The sequence below is a fragment of the uncultured Tessaracoccus sp. genome (genome assembly GCF_947286155.1).
Classification (GTDB): Bacteria; Actinomycetota; Actinomycetes; order Propionibacteriales; family Propionibacteriaceae; genus Arachnia.
The window spans coordinates 23,457-49,091 of record NZ_CAMYPD010000002.1; the positions used below are offsets into that span (position 1 = coordinate 23,457).

19 protein-coding genes are annotated in these 25,635 nt (G+C 65.1%); 6 read left to right on the forward strand and 13 right to left on the reverse strand.

The window, feature by feature from the left end:
- Nucleotides 1–10: 10 nt before the first annotated feature.
- Complete coding sequence (locus Q0X68_RS00725; RefSeq protein ID WP_297746100.1) at nucleotides 11–1,234, reverse strand: maltose ABC transporter substrate-binding protein; 1,224 nt, start codon at nucleotides 1,232–1,234, stop codon at nucleotides 11–13.
- Between the two features lie 194 nt (nucleotides 1,235–1,428).
- Here Q0X68_RS00725 and Q0X68_RS00730 point away from each other — a divergent pair, with 194 nt between their 5' ends.
- A complete protein-coding gene (locus Q0X68_RS00730; protein WP_297746102.1) occupies nucleotides 1,429–2,400 on the forward strand; it encodes a LacI family DNA-binding transcriptional regulator in 972 nt (323 codons plus the stop codon).
- On the forward strand, nucleotides 2,397–4,013 hold the full coding sequence (locus Q0X68_RS00735; RefSeq protein WP_297746105.1) for a glycoside hydrolase family 13 protein: 1,617 nt from the start codon (nucleotides 2,397–2,399) through the stop codon (nucleotides 4,011–4,013). Before Q0X68_RS00730 ends, Q0X68_RS00735 begins: the two co-directional genes overlap by 4 nt.
- Before the next feature lie 85 nt (nucleotides 4,014–4,098).
- On the opposite strand, the gene Q0X68_RS00740 is transcribed toward Q0X68_RS00735, so the two are convergent.
- From Q0X68_RS00740 to Q0X68_RS00755, 4 genes are all read right to left on the reverse strand, one after another.
- Nucleotides 4,099–4,932 carry an endonuclease domain-containing protein gene (locus Q0X68_RS00740; protein WP_297746108.1) on the reverse strand — a complete coding sequence of 278 codons (834 nt, stop codon included), beginning with the start codon at nucleotides 4,930–4,932 and terminating at the stop codon, nucleotides 4,099–4,101.
- A 166-nt stretch (nucleotides 4,933–5,098) separates the two neighbouring features.
- The gene (locus tag Q0X68_RS00745) at nucleotides 5,099–7,279 is read right to left on the reverse strand and encodes a YhgE/Pip domain-containing protein (protein WP_297746111.1); all 2,181 of its coding nucleotides are present in this window, start codon (nucleotides 7,277–7,279) and stop codon (nucleotides 5,099–5,101) included.
- On the reverse strand, nucleotides 7,276–8,106 hold the full coding sequence (locus Q0X68_RS00750; RefSeq protein WP_297746114.1) for an ATP-binding cassette domain-containing protein: 831 nt from the start codon (nucleotides 8,104–8,106) through the stop codon (nucleotides 7,276–7,278). Before Q0X68_RS00750 ends, Q0X68_RS00745 begins: the two co-directional genes overlap by 4 nt.
- Nucleotides 8,103–8,705, reverse strand: coding sequence for a TetR/AcrR family transcriptional regulator (locus tag Q0X68_RS00755; RefSeq protein WP_297746119.1), 603 nt, complete (start codon nucleotides 8,703–8,705; stop codon nucleotides 8,103–8,105). The genes Q0X68_RS00750 and Q0X68_RS00755 overlap by 4 nt, the downstream gene beginning before the upstream one ends.
- 242 nt (nucleotides 8,706–8,947) lie before the next feature.
- On the opposite strand from Q0X68_RS00755, the gene Q0X68_RS00760 reads away from it, so the two are divergent.
- Nucleotides 8,948–9,241: an HPr family phosphocarrier protein gene (locus tag Q0X68_RS00760; RefSeq protein WP_297746122.1), complete on the forward strand. Its 294-nt coding sequence runs from the start codon at nucleotides 8,948–8,950 to the stop codon at nucleotides 9,239–9,241.
- On the opposite strand, the gene Q0X68_RS00765 is transcribed toward Q0X68_RS00760, so the two are convergent.
- Complete coding sequence (locus Q0X68_RS00765; RefSeq protein WP_297746126.1) at nucleotides 9,235–10,716, reverse strand: aspartate ammonia-lyase; 1,482 nt, start codon at nucleotides 10,714–10,716, stop codon at nucleotides 9,235–9,237. The two genes, Q0X68_RS00760 and Q0X68_RS00765, sit on opposite strands and share 7 nt — an antisense overlap.
- Entirely contained in the window at nucleotides 10,713–12,047 is a 1,335-nt protein-coding gene (locus Q0X68_RS00770) for a dipeptidase (protein WP_297746129.1), read from the reverse strand. Before Q0X68_RS00770 ends, Q0X68_RS00765 begins: the two co-directional genes overlap by 4 nt.
- A 301-nt stretch (nucleotides 12,048–12,348) precedes the next feature.
- Here Q0X68_RS00770 and phoA point away from each other — a divergent pair, with 301 nt between their 5' ends.
- The 3 genes from phoA to Q0X68_RS00785 all read left to right on the forward strand — a co-directional run bounded on the left by phoA (nucleotide 12,349) and on the right by Q0X68_RS00785 (nucleotide 17,445).
- Nucleotides 12,349–15,609 carry an alkaline phosphatase gene (gene phoA / locus Q0X68_RS00775; protein ID WP_297746132.1) on the forward strand — a complete coding sequence of 1,087 codons (3,261 nt, stop codon included), beginning with the start codon at nucleotides 12,349–12,351 and terminating at the stop codon, nucleotides 15,607–15,609.
- A 76-nt stretch (nucleotides 15,610–15,685) separates the two neighbouring features.
- A complete protein-coding gene (locus Q0X68_RS00780) occupies nucleotides 15,686–16,474 on the forward strand; it encodes a TIGR03943 family putative permease subunit (protein ID WP_297746134.1) in 789 nt (262 codons plus the stop codon).
- Complete coding sequence (locus Q0X68_RS00785; RefSeq protein ID WP_297746137.1) at nucleotides 16,471–17,445, forward strand: permease; 975 nt, start codon at nucleotides 16,471–16,473, stop codon at nucleotides 17,443–17,445. Before Q0X68_RS00780 ends, Q0X68_RS00785 begins: the two co-directional genes overlap by 4 nt.
- A 10-nt stretch (nucleotides 17,446–17,455) precedes the next feature.
- On the opposite strand, the gene purL is transcribed toward Q0X68_RS00785, so the two are convergent.
- From purL to Q0X68_RS00815, 6 genes are all read right to left on the reverse strand, one after another.
- Nucleotides 17,456–19,711: a phosphoribosylformylglycinamidine synthase subunit PurL gene (gene purL / locus Q0X68_RS00790; protein ID WP_297746140.1), complete on the reverse strand. Its 2,256-nt coding sequence runs from the start codon at nucleotides 19,709–19,711 to the stop codon at nucleotides 17,456–17,458.
- Between the two features lie 179 nt (nucleotides 19,712–19,890).
- Entirely contained in the window at nucleotides 19,891–20,901 is a 1,011-nt protein-coding gene (locus Q0X68_RS00795) for a hypothetical protein (RefSeq protein WP_297746143.1), read from the reverse strand.
- A complete protein-coding gene (locus Q0X68_RS00800) occupies nucleotides 20,898–21,371 on the reverse strand; it encodes a SigE family RNA polymerase sigma factor (protein ID WP_108870367.1) in 474 nt (157 codons plus the stop codon). The genes Q0X68_RS00795 and Q0X68_RS00800 overlap by 4 nt, the downstream gene beginning before the upstream one ends.
- Nucleotides 21,372–21,433: 62 nt before the next feature.
- On the reverse strand, nucleotides 21,434–22,102 hold the full coding sequence (gene purQ, locus Q0X68_RS00805) for a phosphoribosylformylglycinamidine synthase subunit PurQ (RefSeq protein ID WP_297746150.1): 669 nt from the start codon (nucleotides 22,100–22,102) through the stop codon (nucleotides 21,434–21,436).
- The gene (purS, locus tag Q0X68_RS00810; RefSeq protein ID WP_297746153.1) at nucleotides 22,099–22,338 is read right to left on the reverse strand and encodes a phosphoribosylformylglycinamidine synthase subunit PurS; all 240 of its coding nucleotides are present in this window, start codon (nucleotides 22,336–22,338) and stop codon (nucleotides 22,099–22,101) included. Before purS ends, purQ begins: the two co-directional genes overlap by 4 nt.
- Nucleotides 22,339–22,460: 122 nt before the next feature.
- Nucleotides 22,461–25,601 carry a sugar-binding protein gene (locus tag Q0X68_RS00815; RefSeq protein WP_297746156.1) on the reverse strand — a complete coding sequence of 1,047 codons (3,141 nt, stop codon included), beginning with the start codon at nucleotides 25,599–25,601 and terminating at the stop codon, nucleotides 22,461–22,463.
- Nucleotides 25,602–25,635: the final 34 nt, after the last annotated feature.

Here is a 25,635-nt window from a genome sequence, read left to right on the forward strand (position 1 = left end):
CGAGGATAAATCAGATCTTCGACTGGATGTTCTTGATCATCGTCTGCCACGCCGCCTTGGCGTCGGGCGACTTCTGATCGATGATCTGGATCTGGGTGTTGCCCCAGAACTCCCACACGGCGTTCATCTCCGGGATCGTCGGCATGGGCTGGCCATCCTTGGCGGCGTCGTTGAAGCCAGACATCAGTTCATCGGAGACGGCATCCGCGGATTCCGTGAGTGCGGGCACTCGGCCGCCCAGCTCGTACAGCTTGTCCTGCGCTTCCTTGGAGCCGAGGAAATCGATGAACTGGTTCGCCATGAGGGCGTTCTTGCTCTTTGCGGAAACGTAGACCACCTGCACACCGACGAACGGGGCCGACGGCTTACCGCCTGCCGAAGGCACGGGGAGCACGGAAATGTCCATGCCAGCCTTCTGGAACTCCGCGGTGTTCCACGGGCCGGTGATCATGTACGGGCTCTTGCCGTCGAGGAATAGCTGCTTGGCCTGGTCGCCGCCAATGTCGCCGGAGAGGACGCCTTCCTTGCCGAGCTTCTGGATGTATTCGGCGAATGCTTCACCCTCAGGGCCGGCCATACCGAGATCGGTGGTGTACTCGTTGTCCTTCATCTCGAACACGGGAGCGCCAAACGAGGTCTGGATGGGGTACATGTGGTACGGATCACCCTGATCGCCCTGCTGCACGAGCAGCGGGTACTTCGAGCCGTTGCTCTTGCCCTGCTCGATGAGTTTGTCGAGCGTGTCCGGGGTGTCCTTGGCCAGCTTGTTGTTGCGCACCAGCGCGATGTTCTCCAGCGCGTAGGGCATGCCCCAGACCTTGCCGTTCTGGGTCACGGCCTGCACCGCGACGGGGTTGAATGCATCAGCCTTCGACGCGAAGTCGATGGGCGAGATCACGCCGTTTTGCACGAGGTTGCCGAGCCCGTCGTGTGCGGTAACGATGAGGTCTGGGCCCTGGCCCGAGCCTGCCTGGGCGATGAAGTCGTTGGCGATATCAGCCGTCGGCTTCTGCACGACGTCGAGCGTCACGCCGGAGCTTTCCTTGAACTGGGCACCCAGTTCCTTGAAGGCGCCGATGCGAGTTTCGTCGGCCCAGATGGTGAGGGAACCGCCCTGCTTGGGCTGCTCGCTCTTCGAGCCTTCCGAGGGTTTGGTTTCGCCACCACCGGAGCCTCCACACGCCGTCAAGGCGAGAGCAGCAGCCGCTGCGATAGCGATCAAGCGCTTGTGCATGAGATCAATCTCCTTTGATTCCGACATTTCCGAGAACTGCACCCGCTGCAATCCCCAGCTGAGGGCCATTCAAGCACGTTCAAGGGTAAGTTGCAAGCGTTCCTGAAAGCTTTGCGCAACTGTTACATCTTTGTTGCAATGGCGTTGCTGGGGGCTGTAACGTTACGTGCACTAATGGTCCCGGAGGTACAACGATGATCACGACGACCCTGGCCGACATCGCCGCGGCCGCTGGAGTGTCCACCGCCACAGTCTCGCGAGTGATGAACCAAAAACCAGGCGTCAAAGACACCACTCGCAACGCCGTGCTGCGCGCACTCGAAGCCGCTGGCTACGAAGCCCCCACCAAACTCGCCACGCGCGTCGTCGCCATCCTTGTGCCTGAACTGTCCAACCCCGTGTTTCCGCAGTACGCGCAAGAGCTCAGCCTCGTCCTCTACGACGCTGGCTACTCGGCCATCGTGTGCCCCGTGAGCCAAGGTGGATACAGTGAGATGCAGTACCTCGACACGCTGCGCTCATCCGAAATCTCAGGCATCATCTCTGTCTCCGGTGCATCGGCCGACTCGCTCGCGTCGAAGGCGCCCTACCAGATGCTTACCGACGACCACATCCCCGCCGTCTACATCAACGGTTCAAGCGACGACATCGCCGCGCCCTTCTTCTGCGCCGACGATCACGCAGGCATTGAGCTCGCCGTCGAGCACCTGCGCGGACTCGGCCACGAACGCATTGGGCTCGCCATCGGCCAACCGCGCTACATGCCCACCACCCGCAAGGCGGAGGCATTCTTGGCGCTCGGATTCGACGAAGTCGACATCGAGTACACCGAATACACCGCCGACGGTGGCGGCCGCGCGGGCAGACGTCTGCTGGCCAGCGATCACACGGCCATCATCTGCGGCTCCGACGTGATGGCCCTCGGCCTCATCCAGGAAGCATCCCGCCAGGGCCTCAGTGTTCCCGCTGACTACAGCGTCATCGGCTACGACGATTCGCCCGTCATGCATCTCACCAACCTCACCACCGTCCGCCAGCCCGTGAACACCATCAGCGAGGCCGCCGTCGGGGCTCTGCTTGCGATGCTGCGCGACGAGCACGTGGCGGCCAACGAACAACTGTTCGCACCAGATCTGACCATCCGAGACACGACAGGAGCACCATGACAACCACCGCGTGGTGGCGCGACGCCGTCATCTACCAGATCTACCCCCGCTCATTCGCCGACGCGAACGGCGACGGGTACGGCGATCTCGCTGGCATCATCTCGCGGCTCGACCACATCCGCGACCTCGGCGTCGACGCCATCTGGTGCTCGCCGTTCTACCGCTCCCCCATGAAGGACGCCGGCTACGACGTCGCCGACTACCTGACCATCGACCCGATGTTCGGCGATCTCGACGACGCCCGCCAGCTGATCGACGAGTGCCACCAGCGAGGGCTGCGGCTCATCGTCGACCTCGTTCCTAACCACACCAGCGCCGACCACGAGTGGTTCCAAGCGGCACTCGCCTCCACACCCGGCTCGCCCGAGCGGGCGATGTACCACTTCGCTGACGGCCGCGGAGAGCATGGGGAGCTGCCGCCGAACAACTGGACCTCCATCTTCGGCGGCAACGCCTGGACGCGCCTCCACGATGCCGACGGCAACCCCGAACAGTGGTACCTCCACCTGTTCGACACCACGCAGCCGGATCTCAACTGGGACGACGAGCGCGTGCGCGAAGGCTTCGACGAGATCTTGCGGTTCTGGCTCGATCTCGGCGTCGACGGATTCCGCGTCGACGTGGCGCACTCCCTCGTGAAGGCCCCCGGTCTGCCCGACGACGACGCCGATTACCGGATGATCTCGGGCGGCCAGGGCCCCATGTGGGATCAGGACGGTGTGCACGAGGTGTACCGACGGTGGCGGGCCATCCTCGACTCGTACGAGGGCGAGCGCATCCTCGTCGCCGAGGCCTGGGTGGACGACGCCGACCGGCTGGCACTGTACCTGCGCGCCGACGAGATGCACACCGCGTTCAACTTCGGGTTCCTCACCTGCGAGTGGGATGCCGAGCACTATCGCGAGCAGATTGAGACGTCGCTCGCGGCGGATGCCAAGGTGGGCGCACCCACGACGTGGGTGCTGTCGAACCACGACACCATGCGCCATACATCCCGGCTCGGACGCAAGGACGAACCGGGCGTCCACAAGGAGTTTCTCGGCCCCGGCGATCCGCAACCTGACGAGGAGCTCGGTCTGCGGCGCGCCCGCGCCGCAACAATGCTCGAGCTTGCGCTGCCCGGTTCGGCCTACATTTACCAGGGCGAGGAGTTGGGCCTGCCCGACCACACGACCCTACCCCACGAGTACCGCCAAGACCCGGCTTGGTTCCAGTCCAACCACGAGGAGCTGGGCCGCGACGGCTGCCGCATTCCGTTGCCCTGGGACGCCGAGGCGCCGGGGATGGGTTTCTCCCCCACCGGCAAGACGTGGCTGCCCCAGCCGGAGGGTTACGCGCACTACGCGGCGACCCAGCAGCGCGGCGTCGAGGGCTCCACGCTGGAGTTGTACCGTCGGCTCCTGCGTCTGCGCAAGGAACTGGGGCTCGGCGCCGGTACGCTGACGTGGCTCGACGCCCCCGAAGGCGTGCTGATGTTCGACAACGCTGGCGTGCAGGTGATCGTCAACGTCTCGGGTAGCCCCGTGCCCGTGCCCGCTGGGCGGGAAGTGCTCGTCGCGAGCCACCCCGTCGAGAGCGAGATCCCGGCCAACACCACGGCTTGGCTGCGCTGACCCGTCGATGTTGACCGTTATCCTCCACGCCTGACGATTTCTGCCGAAATCAGGGGCCCGAAAAGCTTCTCGTGGAGGATAACGGTCAACTTTTCTGACTGAGCGCCTGCCGGATTTGCGGCACGAGGTCGTCGATCGTCTCCCACGTGAACCGCAGCACCTGCCATCCGGCGAGGGTGAGCAGGTTCTGCTTCATGCGATCGCGTACGAACGTGGCGCGCTCCTTGTGGAACTCGTAGCCATCGAGCTCGGCGATGAGCTTGCTGCCGCCGAACAGCAGGTCGGCGGGAAAGGCCATGCCGCCCACCTGCACGGTGGCGTTCGCTTTCCAACCCGTGATGCGGGCGCGTCGCAGCATGGTGTGGGCGAGCCGCTCGAACTCCGACCACGGCACGTCCCTCGACTCCCACAAGATGCGCCTGGCAAGGCGATTGCCCGTGTGCCCAGGCACATGGCTGAGGGCCAGGTGCATGTCAGCGACGGTGGCCACGCCGCGTCGCAGAGCCTCGTCGACGGCCTGGCCGCCCAGCTCCTTCACGAGCTGCACGGCCGACAACGCAGGCGCCGCGACCTTGTAGTCGTCGTGCCAGATCATGACGTCGGGGTCGAGCGACGCGCGCCGCACCGTGAGCCACGCCACCGGGGATTCCTTACGGGCGCCCCACAGCTCGATGTCGTCGATGGGCAGGTCGTCCCACCACGTCACGCGAGCAGCAGCGGCACCGACGAGGGCGTGGTCGGGCGCCCACGCCATGGCGGCAAGGACACGGGTCTCCCACGTGTCGGGCACGTTGGGATGGGCGTAGACGCCAGGTAGCGGCGACCACGCTTTGCCTCTGCGGCGCATGGAGCGCAGGGCGTTGGCGAGATGCGGGTGGTCTCTGACAGCGATGATGGGCTGGTTCGCGAAAATGTCCATGCAACAGGATTGGTAACCAGCACCCCTCCACGCCCGTTTTCCACAGGGGAAATTTTGGGGGAAGAGCAAAAAGTTGACCGTTATCCTCCACGAGAAGCGTTTGATCCCCTCGTTTCGGGGATTTTCTGCAGGCGTGGAGGATAACGGTCAACTGCGCTGGCGACGATCAGCGCGGACGGATCGAGAAGGCGTAGTCCGCCGTCGACTCCGACGTGATCATCGGCGGGTGCAGGTCGCGCATGCGGAAACGCTGCCTGCGCCGGATGAGCAGCACCGACGCGGTCACCGCAAGCGCCAGCACCCCGGCCAGCACCCCAATGCACATCCAGTACGTGGCCATCGATCCGCCGGAGATCGTCACCCTAAAGGCCGTCACGGAGTACCACATGGGTGATACGGGGGCCAGATACTGGAACAGCGGCGGCAACATCTGCACCGGGAAGGTGCCACCGCTGGACGGAATCTGGATGATGAGCCACACCAGGAACAGCGCGGTCTGCGGCGAGCCCAGGATCACCCGGAACATGTACGCCAGCGACAGGAACGACAGCGACGAGACGGTCAGCAGCAGGAAGAACAGCACCGGGTGCACGGGGTTTAGGCCCAGGAAGAACCACAGGCCGAATCCCATGAGCCAGGAGGCCACGAGGCCGATGGCGGCGATCGGTCCGAGCCCCGTTGCCGCGATGCGCAGCGGGTTGCCTCGGCCGGTGAGCGCGCGCCCGGAGATGGTGCGCACGACGAGGAACCCGGAGATGCACAGGATCCACAGGCCGATCGATGCGAACAGGGGTGCCAGGCCGCGTCCGTAGTTCTCGGCATCGTGGTCGACGACTTGCTTGAGGTCCACCGGGGAGCTCATCACGACGGCCAGGTTCTCTTGTTCAGAATCGCTCAGCTGCGGCAGGCGCCGGGCACCTTCGTCGAGCCCAGTGTGGAGCTTGTGGGCACCGTCGGAGAGCTGCGGGACCGCGGTGTTGAGCTGGCCCACCCCGTCGGTGAGCCGCACCACGCCATCGACGACTTCAGGGATCGAGTCGGTCACCGAACGCGCCTGCGCACCGACGTTGCGCAGGGCATCGCGGCCGTCTTGGATGCCCTGATCGACGGTGCCCGCGCCGGCACGCATGGCCGCGACCCCGTCGTCAATACCGCCCGCCTGCTTCCGCGCGTTGTCGAGCGACGACTGCGCGTTGCGGGCCGCCTTCTCCAGGCCGCTCGTGTCAAGCTGCAGGTTGATGCCTGCCGTGAGCGTTGCAGCCTGGTCGAGCTTCGAGGTGAGCGTCACATGCGAGTTTCGCGCCCCGTCGAGCTCGCGCGTGAGCGCGATGAAATCCTTGTCCTTGGCGAGTTCAGGGTACTTCGCACTGAGGCTGCTGGAGTGCGTGCGCGCCCGGTCGACGTGGCGGTTCAGTTCGACGACGAGCCCGCCGCCGTCGCTGTTGATCTCGCCCTGCACCTTGACCAGCTCGCCTGCCTGCTCGCGAATCTTCGGTAGTTGCCCCAGTGCGTGGTTGATGAGCGGGTCGACCTGCGCGGCAGCCGCCTGAATGCTCCCAGCAACGGCCGCCCCAGAATCCGCGACGGTGCTCGCCCCGGAGCGCATCTGCGCGGCACCCTTCGACATCTCATCCACCGACGCGCTCACACCGTCGAGCCCCTTCTCAACGGCATTGGCGGTGTCGACGAGGCCCTCGGTCTTGCTGGAAGCTTCGAGGAGTTTCTCGTGCATTTCCGCGACGCCGTCCTTGACCTGCTTGAGCCCGTCGTCGAGCTGCCCCGCACCGTCAGCGGCGTCCAGCATTCCCTGCCGGATCTCCTCCAGCGAGCCGAACAGCGCCCGGAAATAGGCGTCGGAGACGGTGGAGTCGAGGGTCTTCGCGAGCGTGTCCTCGGCTTTACCTGTGAGCGAGCCGATAATGAACCCGTTGGCGTCGTCGCGATGCATGGTGATCACGGCACGTTTCGGATCGTAGTTGCCGGCGCTCACGAGGTTCGACGAGAAGTTTTCGGGCACCGTGATGACCATGTAGTACTCGCCCTCGCGTAACCCTTCTCGCGCCTCCTCCTCGGAGTCTAAGAACTGCCAGTCGAATACGGGACGGTCGCGCAGCGCCTCGACGAATTGGCCGCCGCCGTCGATTTCCATGCCCTCGAATTTCGTGGGTTTGTCGTTGTTGACTACGGCAACCTTGATCTCGTCGATGTTGTCGTAGAGGTTCCAGTTGGCACCCAGATAGATGACGCCATAGAGCAGTGGCAGCAGCAACACGAAGATGAGCGCGAGGCGGGGAACGCCCTTGAAGCGTCGGAATTCATAGCGCACGAAGTGGGTGATCGACCTCATACCTCAGCCTCCTCGTCATGGCCGTCGTCTTCGGTTGGCGTGTCATTGTCATCGGGCACCGAATCTTCGATAGGCCCCGCGTTGCGAATACTGGCCACCACCACGTCGGGATCGATCTCGAAGGGTTCCGCCTTCGCCATGCCGATGATGGCGAGCCCTTCGTCAATAGGCCTCGACGATTTCTTCTTCTGCGACGGCAGTGTCACCTCGACGGCACCCGCTGGCGCTGTGCCTCGGTCGAGGGTGGCGGCGATCAGCACCGCGTCGTCGAGGGACAGCATCCTCGAAATGAGCTCGAACATCAGCGGCTGCTGTTCGTGCGGCACCAGCACGTCCGCATCGTCGAGCACCACGACCTTCGACGGCCGAAGCATAACGAGCCCCACCGACGCGATGGTGCGCTCGAGCGGTGTGAAGTCTGCCATCTCGGTGGTGCGGTCGAGGCGGAAGCCGACGAGCCGCTCCAACTGATCTGCGCGAGCGACCCCGTCGTGGACGGAAATGCCTTCGAGAAAGCAGCGCTCGAACACGGACTCTCGCAGCGTCAGGCGGTCTTCTGGCGCGACGTAGTCGCCCAGCCGTGCGACGCCCGTGAGCGCCATGGCACGACGGGGGTTGGCGATGGCGTCGATTCCGTCGATGGTGAGGCTGCCAGTGGCGGCGCGCAGTCGGGCGGCCAGCGCGAGCAACAGCGACGACTTCCCGCTGCCCTGCTCACCGTGCACCACGCAGATCTGTCGGGCGTCGAGGGTGAGGTCGAGTGGGCCGAAGATGCGCCCACGAGGGCCTTCGGCTTCCAGGTTCTTGGCTTCGAGCACGGCATTCATGCGAGCAATCCTTTCATGCATCGGGCCAACGCTTCGCGCGCCAGAGAAAACGATACGACGGCAGGCGCCGCCACACATTCCATCGTCAACGAAGTGAGCATGGTGAGTGCGCCGAAGGCGATGTTTCGACGCCGCTCCTCACTGTATCCGCTCGTCAGGGGATGGCCTGCGAGCACCTCTTCCACCATAGCCATGCGTCGTTCGAGCAGCGTGGTGTAGCCGTCGCGCACCTCGTCGGCGTGAACGGCGAGCATGCGGAACTCGGCGAGCGTGCGCTGGTGGGTCACCGCGTCGGGTATCTGCTCTACCAGCACTTCCGCGAGGCGCTCCGCGACGAGCTCCAACTCGACGACGCCCTCGATGGCAGCGCTGAGGCGGGGCTGCAGGTGCTGCACCGACGCCATAATCCACCGCTCACAGGTGGCGACGTACAGCTCGGGTTTGGATTTGAAGTTCGAGTACACCGCGCCCTTGGTGAATCCGGCGCGCTCCGCAATCTGATTGAGGCTCGCCCGCTGATAGCCCTGTTCGGAAAATACTGCTTCTGCGGCGCGCAGCAGCTCTTGCTGCACCTCGCTGCGGGTAGGCCTGGTGACCATGAGCACTCCAATACCGTCGGTTTTGCATACCCAGGGTATTGACTTCTCGGCTCTCTTCCAAACCGCCAAATGGAGCCTGGACCACCCCGATTACCCAGACACATCTCTTTGGGGGATAATTGGGGGACGGCAATGATCGCCGCACACCCCATTTGCATCGGTGGTGTACAGATAGGCCTAACGTCTCGTTTACGCAGCGCGGCGCAGAACGACACAGAGTTCACAGCAGAAGGGAGAAGGCAATGACTGAGATGACCGTTACGGTCGGATCAACCATTGGGCTGCACGCACGCCCAGCTCGCATCATTGCCCAGGCTGCCCAGACTTTCGACGCTTCAGTCATTTTGGTCCACAACGGCCAGTCCGTCGTGGCAAGTTCCCCGCTCATGATCATGTCGCTCGGCGCAGAGCACGGTGCAGCGGTGACGGTCGTGAGTGAGGACGAGTCTGCAGCGAGGGCAATCGCTGACCTCGTCGAGCAAGACTTGGACGCAAGGGATCGCCCACTCGCGTCCAAGTCCCCGCTCACTCAGTAGTGTTCGAGGCGGTCCGCAGAGTCGAGATCGCTCTCAATTGCGGCGATGAGCTCAGGCGTGAGCGTGGGCATCGTCTGCGTTTCCGGCCCCTGATTCGACAGCTGGGCCGGGTTCATCATGGCGTCCACCTGCGCTTCGTCGAGTAGACCACGCTGCACGACGAGCTCCCGCACGGTACCTTCGCCTCGCAGCGCGGCCTTCGCGACGTCGGCGGCGGCCTGGTAGCCAATGGCCGGCGATAGCGCCGTCACGACACCCACGGAGTTGTTGACCATCTCCGCTAGGTGTTCCTCGTTGGCCGTGATGTCGTCGACGCAATTGATGCGCAGCGTCCGGATGGCCCGACGTAGCCACGTCGTGTTCTGCAGAATCACGTGCGCCATCACGGGTTCAAAGGCGTTGAGCTGCAGCTGCCCCGCCTCAGAGGCCATCGCCACCGTCACGTCCGAGCCGGCGATGACATAGGCCACCTGCGATACCGCCTCCGGGATCACCGGGTTCACCTTGCCTGGCATGATCGACGAGCCAGCCTGCCGGGCGGGCAGGTTGATCTCGCCCAGGCCGGCCTGTGGACCAGAGGAGAGCAGACGGAGGTCATTGCAGATCTTGCTGATCTTCATGGCGGCGCGTTTCACCACCGCCGACGTGGACATGAACACGCCGGTGTCGCTCGTCGCTTCGATGAGGTCGCGCGCGGTGGATAGCCCCGCCTCACCCGTGATCGCACGCAGGTGCTGCATCACCGCGGGGGCGTAATCGGCGTGCGCGTTGATGCCGGTGCCAATCGCCGTCGCCCCGAGGTTGAGGCTGAACAGCAGCGGGAGGAGGCCTTGCAGACGCTCGATGTCCTGGGCGAGCGTGGTGGAGAACCCGTGGAACTCCTGCCCGAGCGTCATGGGCACGGCGTCCTGCAGCTGGGTGCGCCCCACCTTCAGCACGTGGCGGAACTCGCGGCTCTTCAGATGGAATGAGTACTGCAGCAGCTGCACTTCCGCGATGAGCTTCTTGATGGCCGCCGCGATGGCGAGCTTCACTGCCGACGGGTATGAGTCGTTGGTGGACTGCGCACGGTTCACGTGATCGATGGGATGGATGAACGCGTAGTCACCCTTGGGGTGGCCTGCGATCTCCAGCGCCCGGTTCGCGATCACCTCGTTCACGTTCATGTTGGTGCTCGTGCCTGCGCCGCCCTGGATCACGCCGACGACGAACTGGTCTTGCAAGCGTCCGTCGATGATGTCTTGGCAGGCCTGGTCGATGTAGCCGGCGCGTTCGTCGTCGAGTTCGCCGAGGTCAGCGTTGGCGCGTGCCGCAGCCTGTTTCACCTGCGCAAACGCGCGGATGAGGTCGGGGTACACGCCGATCGCGCGCTTGCTGATGGGGAAATTCTCGACGGCCCTGGCGGTGTGCACGCCCCAGTAGACGTCGGAGGGAATCTCCAGCTCGCCCAGCGAGTCGCGTTCGATGCGGCTCATGCTTGGACCTCCGCGAGGTTGGCCAGCAGCTGCGCCTCGGCGTGACAGGCCTTGCCGAAGTCGTCGAGGCCGAGCGACTCGTCGATGCCGTGCATGCGCGAGTACGGGTCAACGACGGCGGTGACGAGCACGAGCGCGTCGGGGTTGCGGCTGGAGAAGTCGGCGACGATCGGGATGGATCCGCCGCAGCCCATTTCGACGGGTTCCTTGCCGAACGCTTCCTTGAAGGCCGCGACGGCGGCATGGGCGCGATCGTCGGTGAGTTCGAGGAAGCTGCCGGACCCGCCACGGCCAGCTTCAACCTCCACCTGCGCACCCCAGGGCGCATGCTCAAGAAGATGCTTCTTCAGCGCTTCGCTGGCGCGCTCCGGATCGTCGGTGGGTGCGATGCGCACGCTCACGACGGCGCGCGCGCTCGGCACGAGTACGTTCGACACGTCTTTGACGGGCGTGGCGTCAATCGCGAGCACGGATGCCGTCGGCTTGGTCCACAGGCGCGCGGCGGCAGGCCCGTCGCCAATGAGTTCGACGCCGTCGAGCAGGCCGGTCTCCTCGCGCAGGCGCTCGTCGGAGTAGTCGACGGCCACGTCGTCGGAGCTCACCAGGCCCTCAATCGCGACGTTGCCTCGCTCGTCGTGGAGCGTGGCCATGAGGCGGCACAGCGCGGTGAGCGCGTCGGGAACCACGCCGCCATAGGCGCCGGAGTGCATCGGCGTCTCGAGTGTCTTCACCGTGACGGTGGCGTCGACGAGGCCGCGCAGCATGGTGGTGAGCGACGGCGTACCCACCTCCCAGTTCGTAGCGTCGGCGATCACGAACACATCGGCGCTGGTTTCCTCGGGGTACTTGTCGAGGATGGCGGACATCGTCGGGGAGCCCTGCTCCTCTTCCCCCTCGATGAGCAGCTTGACGCCCACCGGCGGCTTGCCGTCGAAGACGCGTAGCGCCGCGAGGTGCACGGCCACGCCGCCCTTGTCGTCGGCAGCGCCTCGGCCGAAGAGCCGCCCGTCACGCTCGGTGGCCTCGAACGGGCTTGAGCTCCACTGCGTGACGTCGCCGGTGGGCTGCACGTCGTAGTGGGAGTAGAGCAGCACCGTGGGCTGGCCTTCGGGTGCCGGGAAGTGGGCGTAGACGGCGGGCTTGCCACCTGCCTCCAGGAAACGAACCTCAGCGGCTCCGGCCTCACGGATGAGGCGAGCCACTTCTTCGCTGGCGGCGACCACGTCGTCGTGGTGCTCGGGCAGGGAAGAGATCGACGGGATGGCGACGAGACGCTTGAGATCGTCGAGAACGCCAGGCAGGACACGTGCGGATGCTTCGGAGATGTTCACCTCTCGCAGCCTAGTGCCCCGGGCCGAACAACGGGGCTCCGACGTGCAATCTGCGTGCGGAACGGCTCTCCGCGAGGGGTAATGACATCGATTCACAACAAGCCCACGCCAGGTGAACATCAGGTGTCCATTGCGTATCTGAATGCCCGTTCACGCTTGTCATCCCGGAGTTCCCAAGTTTGACGATTGTTCACGAAACGGTCATCTGTTGTGTGGGTAATAGTTGATTGCGAGCGATGAGATGAAGGAGACCTCAACGAGATGCTGGCTTCCAGCATCCGAGCTGCAAGAAAGGCGGCCCATGTCTCATCGTTCATCCAAGCGTCGCACGGCCTCCCTGGCCGCGCTCACGCTGACCGGCATGATCGGTTCGCTGGCGATGACTGCGTCCCCCGGTGACGCGGCCAGCGAACCGACGACCCGCACCTACAACGGTCCAGAGTCCTGCATCACCATCGACGCGGCCGGCAACGTCGTCGCCCCCGGCCCCGGCGATTGCGCCCAGTACGGTAAGGCCGGCCAGGGCCGCACCGACGCCACCGCCCGCAACGTGATCCTCATCATCGGCGACGGCATGGGCCAGCAGGAAATCACCGCTGCCCGCAACTACCTCAAGGGTGCGGCAGGCCGCTTCGAGGGCATCGACGAGCTCACCTCGGAGGGCATGTACACCCACCACTCCATCGACGCCAGCGGCAAGTTCAACTACGTGACGGACTCCGCCGCTTCCGCCACCGCATGGTCGACCGGCACCAAGACGTACAACGGCGCGCTCGGCATCAAGATCGACGGCAAGCCCGTCGAGAACATGATCGAGATCGCCAAGAAGGCTGGCATGCGCACCGGCAACGTCTCCACGTCTGAGATCCAGGACGCCACCCCTGCTGGCATGGGCTCCCACGCCGTCGGCCGCAAGTGCTACGGCCCGGAGAACACGAAGGAAGGCAATAAAGGTTGCTTCGGCGACTTCTACAACTCGCAGTACCGCGAGAACGGCGGCCTCGGCTCTATCTCCGAACAGCTCATCGAAACCCGCGCCGACGTCACCCTCGGCGGCGGCGCCAAGGCCTTCAACCAGATCGTGCAGGAGAGCGGCCCCGGCCGTAACCCGTTCCTCACCGGCGTGGATGGCATCAAGCAGACCGAGTGGACCGCCGGCAAGTCGGTGCTCGAAAACGCCAAGGACAACGGCTTCCAGGTGGTCACCACCGCCGACGAGCTCTCCGCTGTGACGAAGGCCGATCAGGACAACCCCGTGCTCGGCCTGTTCCACGACGGCAACATGACCACCCGCTTCGCCCCGTACCAGGCGGAAGTGGGCGGTGCGAAGAAGGCTCCACACACCTGCGAGAAGCAGGACATCGGCACCCAGCCGGAGCTCCCCCTCATGGCGAACAAGGCCATCGAGCTCCTCGACGACCCGAAGGCTGAGAAGGGCTTCTTCCTGCAGATCGAGTCGGCCTCCATCGATAAGCGCGCCCACGGCTCCGATATCTGCGGCCAGATCGGCGAGACCGAGCGTCTCGACGAGGTGACCAAGGCTGCGCTCGACTTCGCAAAGAAGGACGGCAACACCCTCGTCGTCGTGACCGCCGACCACTCACACACCACGCAGATCGTCTACGACGAGGCCGACAATGTCTCGGCCACCGCTCGCATTCTCACCGCGGATGGCGCTCCGATGACCGTCTCCTACGGAACCATCCCCACCGAGGAGATTGCCAAGGGTTCCACCCAGCATACTGGCGCCCAGCTCCGCGTGGCTGCCTTCGGCCCCGGTGAAGAAAACGTCATCGGCCAGACCGACCAGACCGACCTCTTCTACACGATGCTGAGCGCGCTGGACCTCAACCCCAATAAGAAGCAGACCTCGACCGACGCGGCGCTGAAGAAGCCCGTCGCGGCTTCGAACCCGAACGAGACCTGCTTCAAGGTGGACGCGAACGGTAACGTCGTAGCTCCCGATGCGGGCGAATGTGGCCAGTACGGCACCGAGGGCCAGCAGCGCTCCAAGGAGCAGGCCAAGAACGTCATCCTGTTCATCGGCGATGGCATGGGCGACTCGGAAATCACCTCCGCCCGTAACTACCTCTACGGCGCCAACGGCCGCCTCCCCGGCGTCGACGCGCTCGACTACACCGGCTCCTACACGCACTGGGCGCTGGATCCGAAGACCGGCAAGCCCTCCTACGTGACGGACTCCGCCGCGTCGGGCACCGGCTGGGCCACCGGCACCAAGACCTACAACGGTGGCGTGAGCGTCGGCCTCGACGGCACCCCGAAGGCCAACCTGCTGGAGATGGCCAAGGCCAAGGGCATGAAGACCGGTAACGTGACCACCTCTGAGATCCAGGACGCCACCCCGGCTGTCATGGGCTCGCACGCGCTGAACCGCAAGTGCTACGGCCCGGAGAAGGAGAAGAACTCGAGCTCCTGCCAGACCGGCGCAACCGAGGGTCAGTACCGCGAGAACGGCGGCCTCGGTTCCATCTCCGAGCAGCTCGTGGACACCCGCGCCGACGTCACCCTCGGTGGCGGCGCCAAGGCGTTCGACCAGACCGTGCAGGTGAGCGGCAAGGCCGGCTCCACCGAGTGGATGGCTGGCAAGAGCGTCGTCGACAACGCCAAGGCCAACGGCTACAAGGTGGTCACTACCAAGGCTGAGCTCGACGCTGTCAGCGCTGCCGATCAGAGCACCCCGGTGCTCGGCCTCTTCTCGTCGGGCAACATGCCGCGCAACTTCCTGCGCAGCGTGCCGACGACCGACGGCGCTAAGAAGGATCCAGAGGAGTGCAAGCTCAACCCCGAGCGCTCCGACGATGTCCCCACCATGGCTGACATGACCGGCAAGGCACTCGACCTGCTGAAGAACGACAAGGGCTTCTTCCTGCAGGTGGAGGGCGCGTCGATCGACAAGGCTGACCACGATTCCGATATCTGTGGCCAGATCGGCGAACTCGACGACCTCGACCAGGCCGTGCAGGTGGCCCGTAAGTGGGTGGCCGAGAACAAGGAGCCCACGCTCATCGTTGTGACCGCCGACCACGCTCACACCTCGCAGATCGTGCAGAACAGCGTGCTCACCTCGGGCCTCGTGACCAAGCTCCGCACGGCCGATGGCGACGAGATGAGCGTGAACTACGCCACTGCTCCCACCAACGAGGCTGCGGTCAAGAACTCGGCTTCGACGCACACTGGCGCTCAGCTGCGTATCGCAGCCCAGGGCCCGTCGGCGGAGAACGTCCTCGGTTTCACCGACCAGACTGACCTCCACTACACGATCGTCAACGCTCTGGGCCTCGACACCAACGTGCCGGCCGGTATCCCGTTCGTGCCCAGCGGTGATCAGAAGACCCCGACGCCTGACGACCAGGGCGACCAGGGCGGCGACAAGGGCGATCAGGGCGATCAGGGCGGCGACCAGGGTGGCGACAAGACCAACCCTGGCAAGAGCAAGCCGAAGCCCGGCATGCCGAAGACTGGTGCGGATGCCTCCACCGGCGCGATCTTCATGCTCGCGCTGATGGCAGGTGCCGTGCTGATCGGCCGTCGTAACAAGTAACCCACTCCTCGCGTGGCCCGGTTCCGGCTAGCTTCATCGCGCCGGGGCCGGGCCACGTGCCACCATTGGAAACGCCATGTCTTCACCTTCTGCTCCTGCCGCGACGCGGAAGTCCGCGACGGCACAGTCCCTCGGTGCAACGTGCTTGTTAGCCCTTGCCACCGTCGTGTTCGGGATGCTCACCTCCGGCAGCTACACCAACTATCTCCAGCCGTGGTTCAAGCCCTATCTGCTCGCGGCGGTGATCGCGATGGTCGCGCTCGGCATCTGGACGCTGCTCAGCGCCAGCGACGCCATCGCCGACGCGGAAGACGCCGCGAACGCAGAAGCCGACAAACAGGCCGACGTGGCTGAGCCCCACCATCACGGCACCCCGCGGGTGGCCGGATTCTTGTTCGTGCCCGCGCTGGTGTTCGCACTCGCCGCTCCTGCCGCGCTCGGCACCGACGCCGCCGCCAAGCGGCCCGCATTAGAGAGCGCCCAGGTGGCCAAGCACAAAACCATCGATTTCGAGCCGCTGCCGGCGCAGGGACTCACCGACCTCACCGTGCAGGACTACTCCGACCGATTCGTCTGGGGACGCCCCGAAGACCTCGTCGACAAGCGCGTGCGGATGCTCGGATTCGTCTCCAAGCCGAGCGAACTTGCGGACGATCAGTGGACGGTCAACCGCTTCCGCATCTACTGCTGCGCCGCCGACGCCAACCTGTACAGCGTGGCGGTCACGGGCGCAGATATGCCCGATGGCGAGAACGTCTGGGTTGAAGTGGAGGGCTTCCTCGATGAGCAGGCCAGCAAAGACTACCCCGTGCTGAGCGCCGTGGACGTCAAGATCGTCGAGGAGCCCGCGGAGCCGTACCTATGAGCAACTTCATACGCATTTGGCTCGCGCCTTTCATCGCCGTCCTCGCGCTCCTGGCTCTTCTTCGCACGCTCGACGCCAACGGCCCGATGATCCAATTGACCGGCGCTGCCTCGACGTTCGGCACGCTGCTGCTTGCCATCGTCGTGCAGGCCTTGCCGTTCCTCGTACTGGGCGTCCTCGTCTCCGGCGCCATCGCGGCGTGGATGCCGAAAGATGTGCTCGCGAAGGTGACGCCCCGTTCACCATGGCTCGCCGTCCCCACCGCCGGTGCCGCCGGCATGGTGCTGCCAGGGTGCGAGTGCGCGTCGGTGCCCGTATCGCAGTCGCTGATGCGCCGCGGGCTCTCGCAGGCGGCAGCCTTGGCGTTTCTGCTGGCCGCCCCCGCAGTGAACCCCATCGTGCTGGTTGCCACCGCCGTGGCCTTTCAGGGCAACCCCATGATGGTCTGGGCGCGACTCGCGGCGTCGCTGCTCGCCGTCGTGGTGATCGGCTGGGTGTGGATTGCCGTCGGTAAGCAGGAATGGATGAAATCGCAATCAGGGCACGAGCACGAAGGGCAGTCCAAGGCGGACATCTTCCGCGAGACAGCGACGCACGACCTGCTGCAGGCCGGCGGTTTTCTCGTCGTGGGTGCTGCCGCTGCGGCGGCGCTCAAGGTGTTCGTGCCCGCAGGCGTGCTCGCAACACTGACGGAGAACCCGTGGCTGGCCATCCTCATCATGGCGGCGCTAGCCGTCGCGCTCTCGCTGTGTTCCGAGGCCGACGCGTTCGTCGTCTCGTCGCTCACGACGGTGTCCCCCACCGCTCAGCTGGCGTTCCTCGTCGTGGGCCCGATGGTGGACATCAAACTGTTTGCGATGCAAAGCGGCGCGTTCGGCACGAAGTTCGCGACGCGTTTCATGCCGCTCACGCTGGTGGTGTGCATCCTCTCGGCCGCGCTGGTGGGCAGGCTGATGTTCGGGACGTTCTGAGCCGCCCGCGTTAACCCAGGGCTGCTGGCAGCGGCGCTTCCCAGGCCGCGCGGGCCTCGTCGAGGGAAATGGAGAACTGGCCGACGAATTCGAGCTGGTTGTCGCCGGTGACCTCACCAATGCGCGTGATGGGCACACCGTGGGTGGCGCACAGCTCCTCGAAGCGGGGCAGGCCGGCGCCGGAGAGCGAGACGAGCGCGCGGGCCGCGGATTCGCTGAAGAGGTCGACGGTGGCGTCCTCTCCGGGGAGCGTCACGGCGAAGCCAGCGCCATGACGGAACGCGGACTCCGCGAGCGCGACAGCGAGCCCACCCTCGGACAGATCGTGCGACGAGGTGAGCAGCCCCTCCTTGGCCGCCATCTGGAACACTGCGGCGAGCGCTTTCTCTTCCGCCAGCCGCACCTTGGGCGGCATGCCGCCGAGGTGCCCGTCGTGGAGCTGCGTCTCCCAAATGGAGCCAGAGAGTTCCTCGTCGGTGGTGCCGAGTAGGCAGATGGCGTCGCCGGTGTATTGGAAGCCTGACTTGATGCGGGTGGCGACGTCGTCGATGACACCCACGACGCCGATGGTCGGCGTCGGAAGGATGGCGGTGTCGCCGGTGGAGTTGTAGAGCGAAACGTTGCCGCCGGTGACCGGCGTGCCGAGCTCGCGGCAGCCGTCGACGAGCCCCAGCACCGTCTCGACGAATTGCCACATGATCTCGGGATTTTCTGGGTTGCCGTAGTTGAGGCAGTCGGTGATCGCGACGGGTTGGGCACCGGAGACTGCGACGTTGCGGTAGGCCTCGGCGAGCGAGAGCTGCGCGCCCAGGTAGGGGTTGAGGAACGTGAAGCGGGAGTTGGCGTCCATCGCCATCGCGATGCCGAGGCCGGTCTCCTCGTCGATGCGGATCATGCCCGCGTCGTCCGGCTGCGCCATCACGGAATTGCCGCGCACGAAGCGGTCGTACTGCCTTGTGATCCACGTCTTGTCAGCGATATTGGGGTGCGCGAGGACGTCGAGGAAGGCGCGCTTGAGCCCTTCGGGCGAGTTGTCGCGCGGGAGGTCTTCGGCCCGGTTGCCGTTGACCTCGTCGAGCCATCCGGGGCGCCAGTAGGGGCGCTCGTAGACGGGGCCGTCGTGCGCGACGGTGGTGGGGTCGACGTCGACGATGGTCTCGCCGTGCCAGTCGATCACGAGGCGGTCGCCGTCGGTGACCTCACCGATGACGGTGGCCTGCACGTCCCACTTCGCACAGATCTCCATGAAGCGCTCGATCTTGTCAGGCTCGACGACGGCCATCATGCGCTCCTGCGATTCGCTCATGAGAATCTCTTCGGGCAGCAGCGACGGGTCGCGCAGCGGCACCGTATCGAGCTCGATGTGCATGCCGCCGTCGCCTGCCGATGCGAGCTCCGACGTGCCGCACGAGATGCCGGCGGCACCGAGGTCTTGGATGCCGGAGATGAGGCCCTCGGCGAACAGCTCGAGCGTGCATTCGATGAGCAGCTTCTCCATGAATGGGTCGCCCACCTGCACGCTGGGGCGCTTCGCCGGGCCGTCCTCGTCGAATGCCTCCGACGCGAGGATCGACGCGCCGCCGATGCCGTCGCCGCCCGTGGCCGAACCAAACAGGATCACCTTGTTGCCGACGCCACGCGCGAACGCGAGGTGGAGGTCTTCGTGGCGCAGCACGCCGACGCAAAACGCGTTGACGAGCGGGTTTGCCCGGTAGGTGTCGTGGAACTGCACCTCTCCCCCGACGTTGGGCAGGCCGAGGCAGTTGCCGTAGCCGCCCACTCCGGCGACGATGCCGGGCAGGACGCGCTTGGTGTCATCGTCGTCGAGCGGGCCGAAGCGCAGGGAGTCCATCACAGCGATGGGGCGGGCGCCCATGGCGAGGATGTCGCGCACGATGCCGCCGACGCCGGTGGCGGCGCCTTGGTACGGCTCAACGTAGCTGGGGTGGTTGTGCGACTCGGCTTTGAAGGTGACCGCCCAGCCCTGGCCCACGTCGACGACGCCGGCCTGTTCGCCGATGCCCGCCAGCAGCGGGCCGCGCGGGGTCTCCTGGCTCAGTTCGCCGAACTTTGTGAGGTGCACCTTGGATGACTTGTAGGAGCAGTGTTCCGACCACATCACCGAGTACATGGCGAGCTCGCCCGAGGTGGGGCGGCGGCCGAGAATCTCACGGATGCGCGCGTACTCGTCGTCCTTGACGCCTAGGGCAGCGTAGGGCTGTTCCAGGTCGGGGGTGTTGATCGCGTTCGAAACTGTGTCTACCACGCATCACAATCTACCTGGTGTGCCTCGGTTGCGGGCGCCACCTCCGAACCGGGCGCCTGGGCACTCGAAAAAGTTGACCGTTATCCTCCATCAGAAGCTTGCGGACCCCCGTTTTCGGGGATTTCTTGCAGGTGTGGAGGATAACGGTCAACTGGGGGGCGTCGGGCCTCAGCGCATCGCTACTGGGCGAGCGGCTTGAGGGTTGATTGGATCGTCACTGCATCGGCAGGCACGTGCGCCTCGGCGAGTTGGTGAATAATCGTTTCGGTGGCTTCATCGATGAACCAGGCAGACACCATGACCCCTTGGTTGTCTTTGGACACGCGCAGGTCCGGCACTTCCCTGCGCAAGGGAACCAGCGCGTCGTGCGCGGCTTGGATCTGCTCGCGGCTCGGCACCTCTTCTCGTGCCTCGACGCACAGCTCGCCTTGCCACACCTCTCGCAGGCTCTTGAACGCGCCCTCCGCGTCTTGTCTGACCACCACGTTGAAGGCGTTCGAACCATCGCTCACCCACAGATCGACGTAACCAGGCAGCGCCTCAGCTTTGCGGACGAGCGCATCACGGTCGTTTCGTCCACCCTTCTTCGCGCCAGCCAAGGGATCCTCACACAGCTGCGGGACGTCAGCAGGGTCTTCTTCGTCGACGGGTTCCGCACCCTTGGGCTGCTCCAGCGTCGGCTGCTGGGTCAGCGTGAAGGTTTGCTTCGTGCTGTCGAAGTGCCCGACGACCCACGCGTCCGCAATGCGGAACTCTGGCGCTTCCGCGTATTTGCTGGCCTCGATCTTCTCCCAATCGATCTCGCCTGTCACAGTCGGCCCTTCACACTGCGGCGGCGCGCTCTGCATCACCGCAGTACACATCATCACCGGGGACTTCGCGTCCTTGCGCAGCAACGTCACCTGTCCCGCGACGAGTTGCTGGCCGGGCTCAGTACTCGGCGACGAGGGCTGCTCGGAGAGCACTTCCTCGCTCTGCGTCGCTCCTGGAACGGCGTCCACATATGTCGACGGCCCTGTGGGCGTCCCGGTCTGTAGGAACACTGCTCCGACCGCTACCAAGGCCACTGCCGCCGTTGCGGTGCCAGCGGCGATGGTTTGGCGCCGACGCCGACGCTTGCGCACACCGCTCGCAAGGCCACGCGTAGACATGCTGGGCGCGAGTTCTTCAAGTTGATCATGCAGGTTCATGCGAGTTCCTCCTGTTCGACCAGCCCGCTGTTGCGCAGGACCTGGATTCCTCGGTGGAGGTGGGCTTTGACCGTCCCTTCCGGCATGCCAAGCGTTTTGGCCACTTGCGGCACGGTGAGATCGTCGAAATAGCGCAACGTGATGACCGCTCGCTGTGGACGGCTGAGCGTGCGCAGGGCACGCGCAAGGTCCAGCCGCACTTCAACTCGGGCATCAGCATCGGACCGTTCCGGCATATGTTCGACGGGTTGCTCATGCCAGCTCCGCCGACGCCACCAGGAGATGTACGTGCGGTGCAGGGTCGTGCGCACGTACCCCTCGAAACGATCGTCATCCCCGTCATACTTGCTCCAGCACTTCACGAGTGCGGTCTGAAGCAGGTCCTCGGCGTGCTGCCGATCCCCGGTGAGCAGCCACGCAGCGCGGAGCAGCCGCTCACCGCGGTCGAGGATGAATTCGTCGAAGCCCATGTGTTACCTCCAACCAGTTACACGCTTTCGAGTACGTGAACCGTTGCAGGCGGGACGAACAATTATCGCTGGAGGAAGGTCAGCACGGATTCGAAGAAGCGGCGACCGTCGACGGACGTGGCGGTGAGTTCCTCGACGTTGTGTTCGGGGTGCGGCATGAGGCCGACGACGTTGCCGCTCTCGTTCGTGATGCCGGCGATGTCGTTGGCGGAGCCGTTGGGGTTGTCGAGGTAGCGGAACACCACCTGGTCGTTGTCTTCCAGCTTGCGCAGCACCTCGGGTGCCGCCTGGAAGTTACCCTCACCGTTCTTGAGCGCGATGGTGATTTCTTCACCCTTGTTAAACACGCACGTCCAGACGGTGTCTTTCGTTTCGACGCGCAGACGCTCGTCGCGGCAAATGAACTGCTGGCCAGCATTGCGAATCATCGCGCCTTCGAGGAGCTGCGCCTCACAGAGAATCTGGAACCCATTGCAGATGCCGAGGATCGGCATGCCCTTGCGCGCGGCGTCGATGACGGTTGCCATCACGGGGCTCAAGCTCGAGATCGCACCACAGCGCAGGTAGTCGCCGTAGGAGAATCCGCCCGGCAGGATGATGGCGTCGACGCCGAGGATAGAGTCCGACGCATGCCACAGCGGCACTGCTTCAGCACCGCTCAGACGCACCGCGCGCAGCGCGTCGTGATCGTCGAGCGAGCCGGGGAATGTGACGACGCCGATCTTGGTCATTCGACCACCACGTCGAACGACTCGATGACGGTGTTGGCCAGCAGCGTCTCGGCCGCGGCACGGATCTGGGTGAGTACCTCGTCGGTGACTTCACCCTCGACGTCGATCTCGAATCGCTTTCCTTGACGCACGGTAAGGCCCTGGAATCCGAGACGGTGCAGTGCGCCGGTGACGGCCTTCCCCTGGGGGTCGAGAATCTCCGGCTTCGGCATAACGTTGACGACGACGCGTGGCATAGCCAGCAGCCTACCGGTTCCCCACGAGAGATTCCCGTCGGTATTCAAATGTGTGGGGAATGCGTCAAGAGGGGACCGAGGCTTGCACCTCGATCCCCTCTCATCCACAGCCAGTTACTGCGTCAGCATCCCGTCCTCGGCATGCCAGGCTTGAGTGGCTTGTCGATGGCGCCCGGGCCGTCCGGCTTGTCGGGCTTGTCGACGACGCCCGGGCCGTCTGGCTTGTCCGGCTTGTCGGGCTTCGGCTGGTCGCCGGCGGGCTGGATCGGGTACGCCCAGGCGGTCACGCCGTCGCCGTTATCCTTACCCTGCTCTTCCCACGAGAGCAGCAGCTCGCTGTCAGATGCGAGCTCGGCCAGCACGTCGCTGGACACGGGAATCGTGAACTTGCCCTTGCCAGCCTTCACCTCGACGGAACCGTCGGCCTTCAGTCTGCCGCCCATGTCAGGAGCCCACTTAGGCGCCTTGCCGTCTTCGTCGGAGCAGGCGTCGAAGCCGTCGGTGTCACCTGCACAGCTGGACGTCCACACAGGCACGAAACGAGGGTCGCCCTTCCAGACGAACCCGCGCAGCGTGCCGGCGGCCAACGCCTCGTAGCTCACGACGATGTTGTCGCCCTCGAAGCTTATGTCCGTCACGGTGAGGGAATCCGTCGGCTGCACGCCAGACATCGTCACGCCGCGCATCGCCGACTGGTGGATGGTCTGCGGCGACTCCACACCCTTCAACGCAGTGTCCGGGATGACGGGATCGCTCGCCTCGATCGAGCGGTCCGCCGGCGGCTCGTAGCCCTCGAGGTACGCGTGGCCCCAACGGTAGGGCTCGGACTGCTGGCTACCAAAGGCCGACCACGCGGTGCGAGTCTCGCCGATGAAGTCACGGTTGTCCGAGTCGTAGGGCGTCAGGTTGAAGCCCATGTACTGCGGATCGGCCTCGTTGGTGGCCGCGTCGCCGGTGGGCGCGGCGCTGGTCGGGCCGACCGCGGCCGGGAGCACGTCAAGCGGAACCTTCACCTCCACCTCGTACGTGCCACCCTCGTACTTGCCGTTGGCGTCACGCTTCACCTGCGCCGCTACCTCGACGCCAGGAGCGTTCGGAGCGTTGATGATGGTCTCGGCCAGCGGCCCAGAGGAGAAGCCCTGGTGGTTGTCGGCGTCGCGCGACCAGCAGGGGCCGTTCTTGCCGTTGCCGTTCTTGCCCTCCGGGTCGTCGGTGAAGGGGAACATGCCGAGCTTGAAGGTGCTCGAGGTGTCCGCGGAGTCGCCGCGCGGGTCAGCGAGCAGCTCCACCGAGTCCACCAGCCAGTGTCCGAAGCAGCGGTCGGGGGTGGCTGCTGCGCTCGCGGTGTCGTCGACCACGGTGATGTGCGCGTAGAGCGCATCGTCGTACCAACCGAGCTTGGCCTCGGAGCCCTCGCCGCAGTCCTTGCCGTCAGGGTCGCAGTCGTCGCCTTCCCACTTCTTTCCGACGGGGATCGCTTCGCCAGCGTAGGCGTCGTCGGCCTTACCGTCGATCGTCGGAGCCTTGTCGAGCTGTCTAATCACGGTCGACGGCACCAGGTACATCTGCAGCGTCTCTTCCGACGTGCTGGACGCCGTGGTGGTCGTGGCCTTGAATTCGACCATCTCGCTGCCGGTGGCCTTCGGATCGGTGTGCGTCACGGTGAAGCTCACCGTGGCGGTACCGTCGGGCTTGACGTCGCTGAACGGCTTCGTCGCCTCGTCGACGACGAATCCCTCCGGAACGCTGAGCGCAACCTCACCAGACTGCGTCTGATTGGTGCGGTTCGATACCTCGACGTTCACCGTCTTCGTCTCGCCAGCACCAATGTTGTCGGTAGCCGGCGAACGTCCGTAGTTGTGCACGCCATTCTTCTCGTTCCATTCGTCGAGTTCCGCCGAGTTACCGGAACGCTCAAAGAGACCCTGTACCTTCGGCACAGCCTGCACCCGCGTGTTGTTCCACGCGGTCTTGCCGCCGCCCTTGAACGATGCCGCAAGCTGCTGCAGCGCCACCGGCGCATCCGCCGACGGGGTGACGGTGAACGTCGCCTTCGCCTGGGCCTTGCCGCCCACCTGCACCGGGTCGCTCACCGTCCAGCCCTTCGGCACGTCGAGGGTGAGGGAACCCGTCGGAACGGTGCCTTCCGGCACCTCGAGCGCGACGTCAACCTTGAACGGTTCGCCTGCCGCCACGTGGAACTGCTCGGGCGTGATGCGGAAGATGGTCTCGAGCGGGAACCCGCCGGCGTCGGGCACGGCAGCGCCCTGGAAGAGGGCATCGTCCTTGTCGCCGGCGTCGGTGCCGTTGGGCTGCATCGGCACGACGGAGTCCAGCACTGCGAACTGGAGGCACTCAGCATCCCATGGGTCCTTCTGCATAACCCTCGCCTGCGTGGGGTGCGCACGTCCGCCTTCGCGACCCACCTGCGCCCACGTCTTCGGAGTGCCTGCGGCGATGCCCGCGGTGTTGCCCTTCACCCACTTATACGGCGACTCGTAGCCAGACCACGTGCCCACCATCGTGAAGGGGTTATCGGCGTTCGGCTTGTATCCGACGTTGCAGTTGGGCGCTTGCTGCGCGCCCTTGCCGTCGTATTTGAAGCCCCATCCGGTGCGCTGGATGACCTTCTTCACCTGCCACGGCTGCACTGCTCCGACGCCCTCGAACTGCTCGGGGAAGCGAGTTGGGTCGGCAGCAGCTGCGACGGCCTCCCACACGAGCCGGCCGGAGTACTGGTGGTTGCCGTGCCCGTAGTCGAAGTTCGGGGGCCAACCAATTATCACCGACGGGCGCGTCTCGCGAATCACGCGCACGACGCGGCGCAGCGTGTCCTCCCCGTCCCAGGCGCGCTTCGTCAACGGCGCCGAGGTGTTGTAAAAGAAGTCGACCTTGTCGATATTGAAGATGTCGACGGTGCCCGTGCGCACGTGCGAGGCGCGGTCTTCATTCTCACGACGAAGCCCCAGGTCAGGGCCCGACTCGTTGCCGACGGAGTTCGACCCGCCTTCCCCACGGGTGACCATGATGATGCCGCACTTGATGTCGTAGAGATCTCCCCACACGCCACACGGTGTCGTGAAGGACGCATCATCGTCGGGGTGCGACCACAGCGCCATGACGTCGATCTTCGACGCCTCGCTCGTGGTGGAGATCGCGGGCCGCCCGAATTCGAGATCGGGCGCGGGATCTGCGGCGGCCAGCGTGGGCACGCTGAGCGCTACCGCCGCCATGCCCGCGGTGAGCATGCGTAGACGTTTCATCAATCCTCCATTGATTGATCTGGTACTTCCCGGC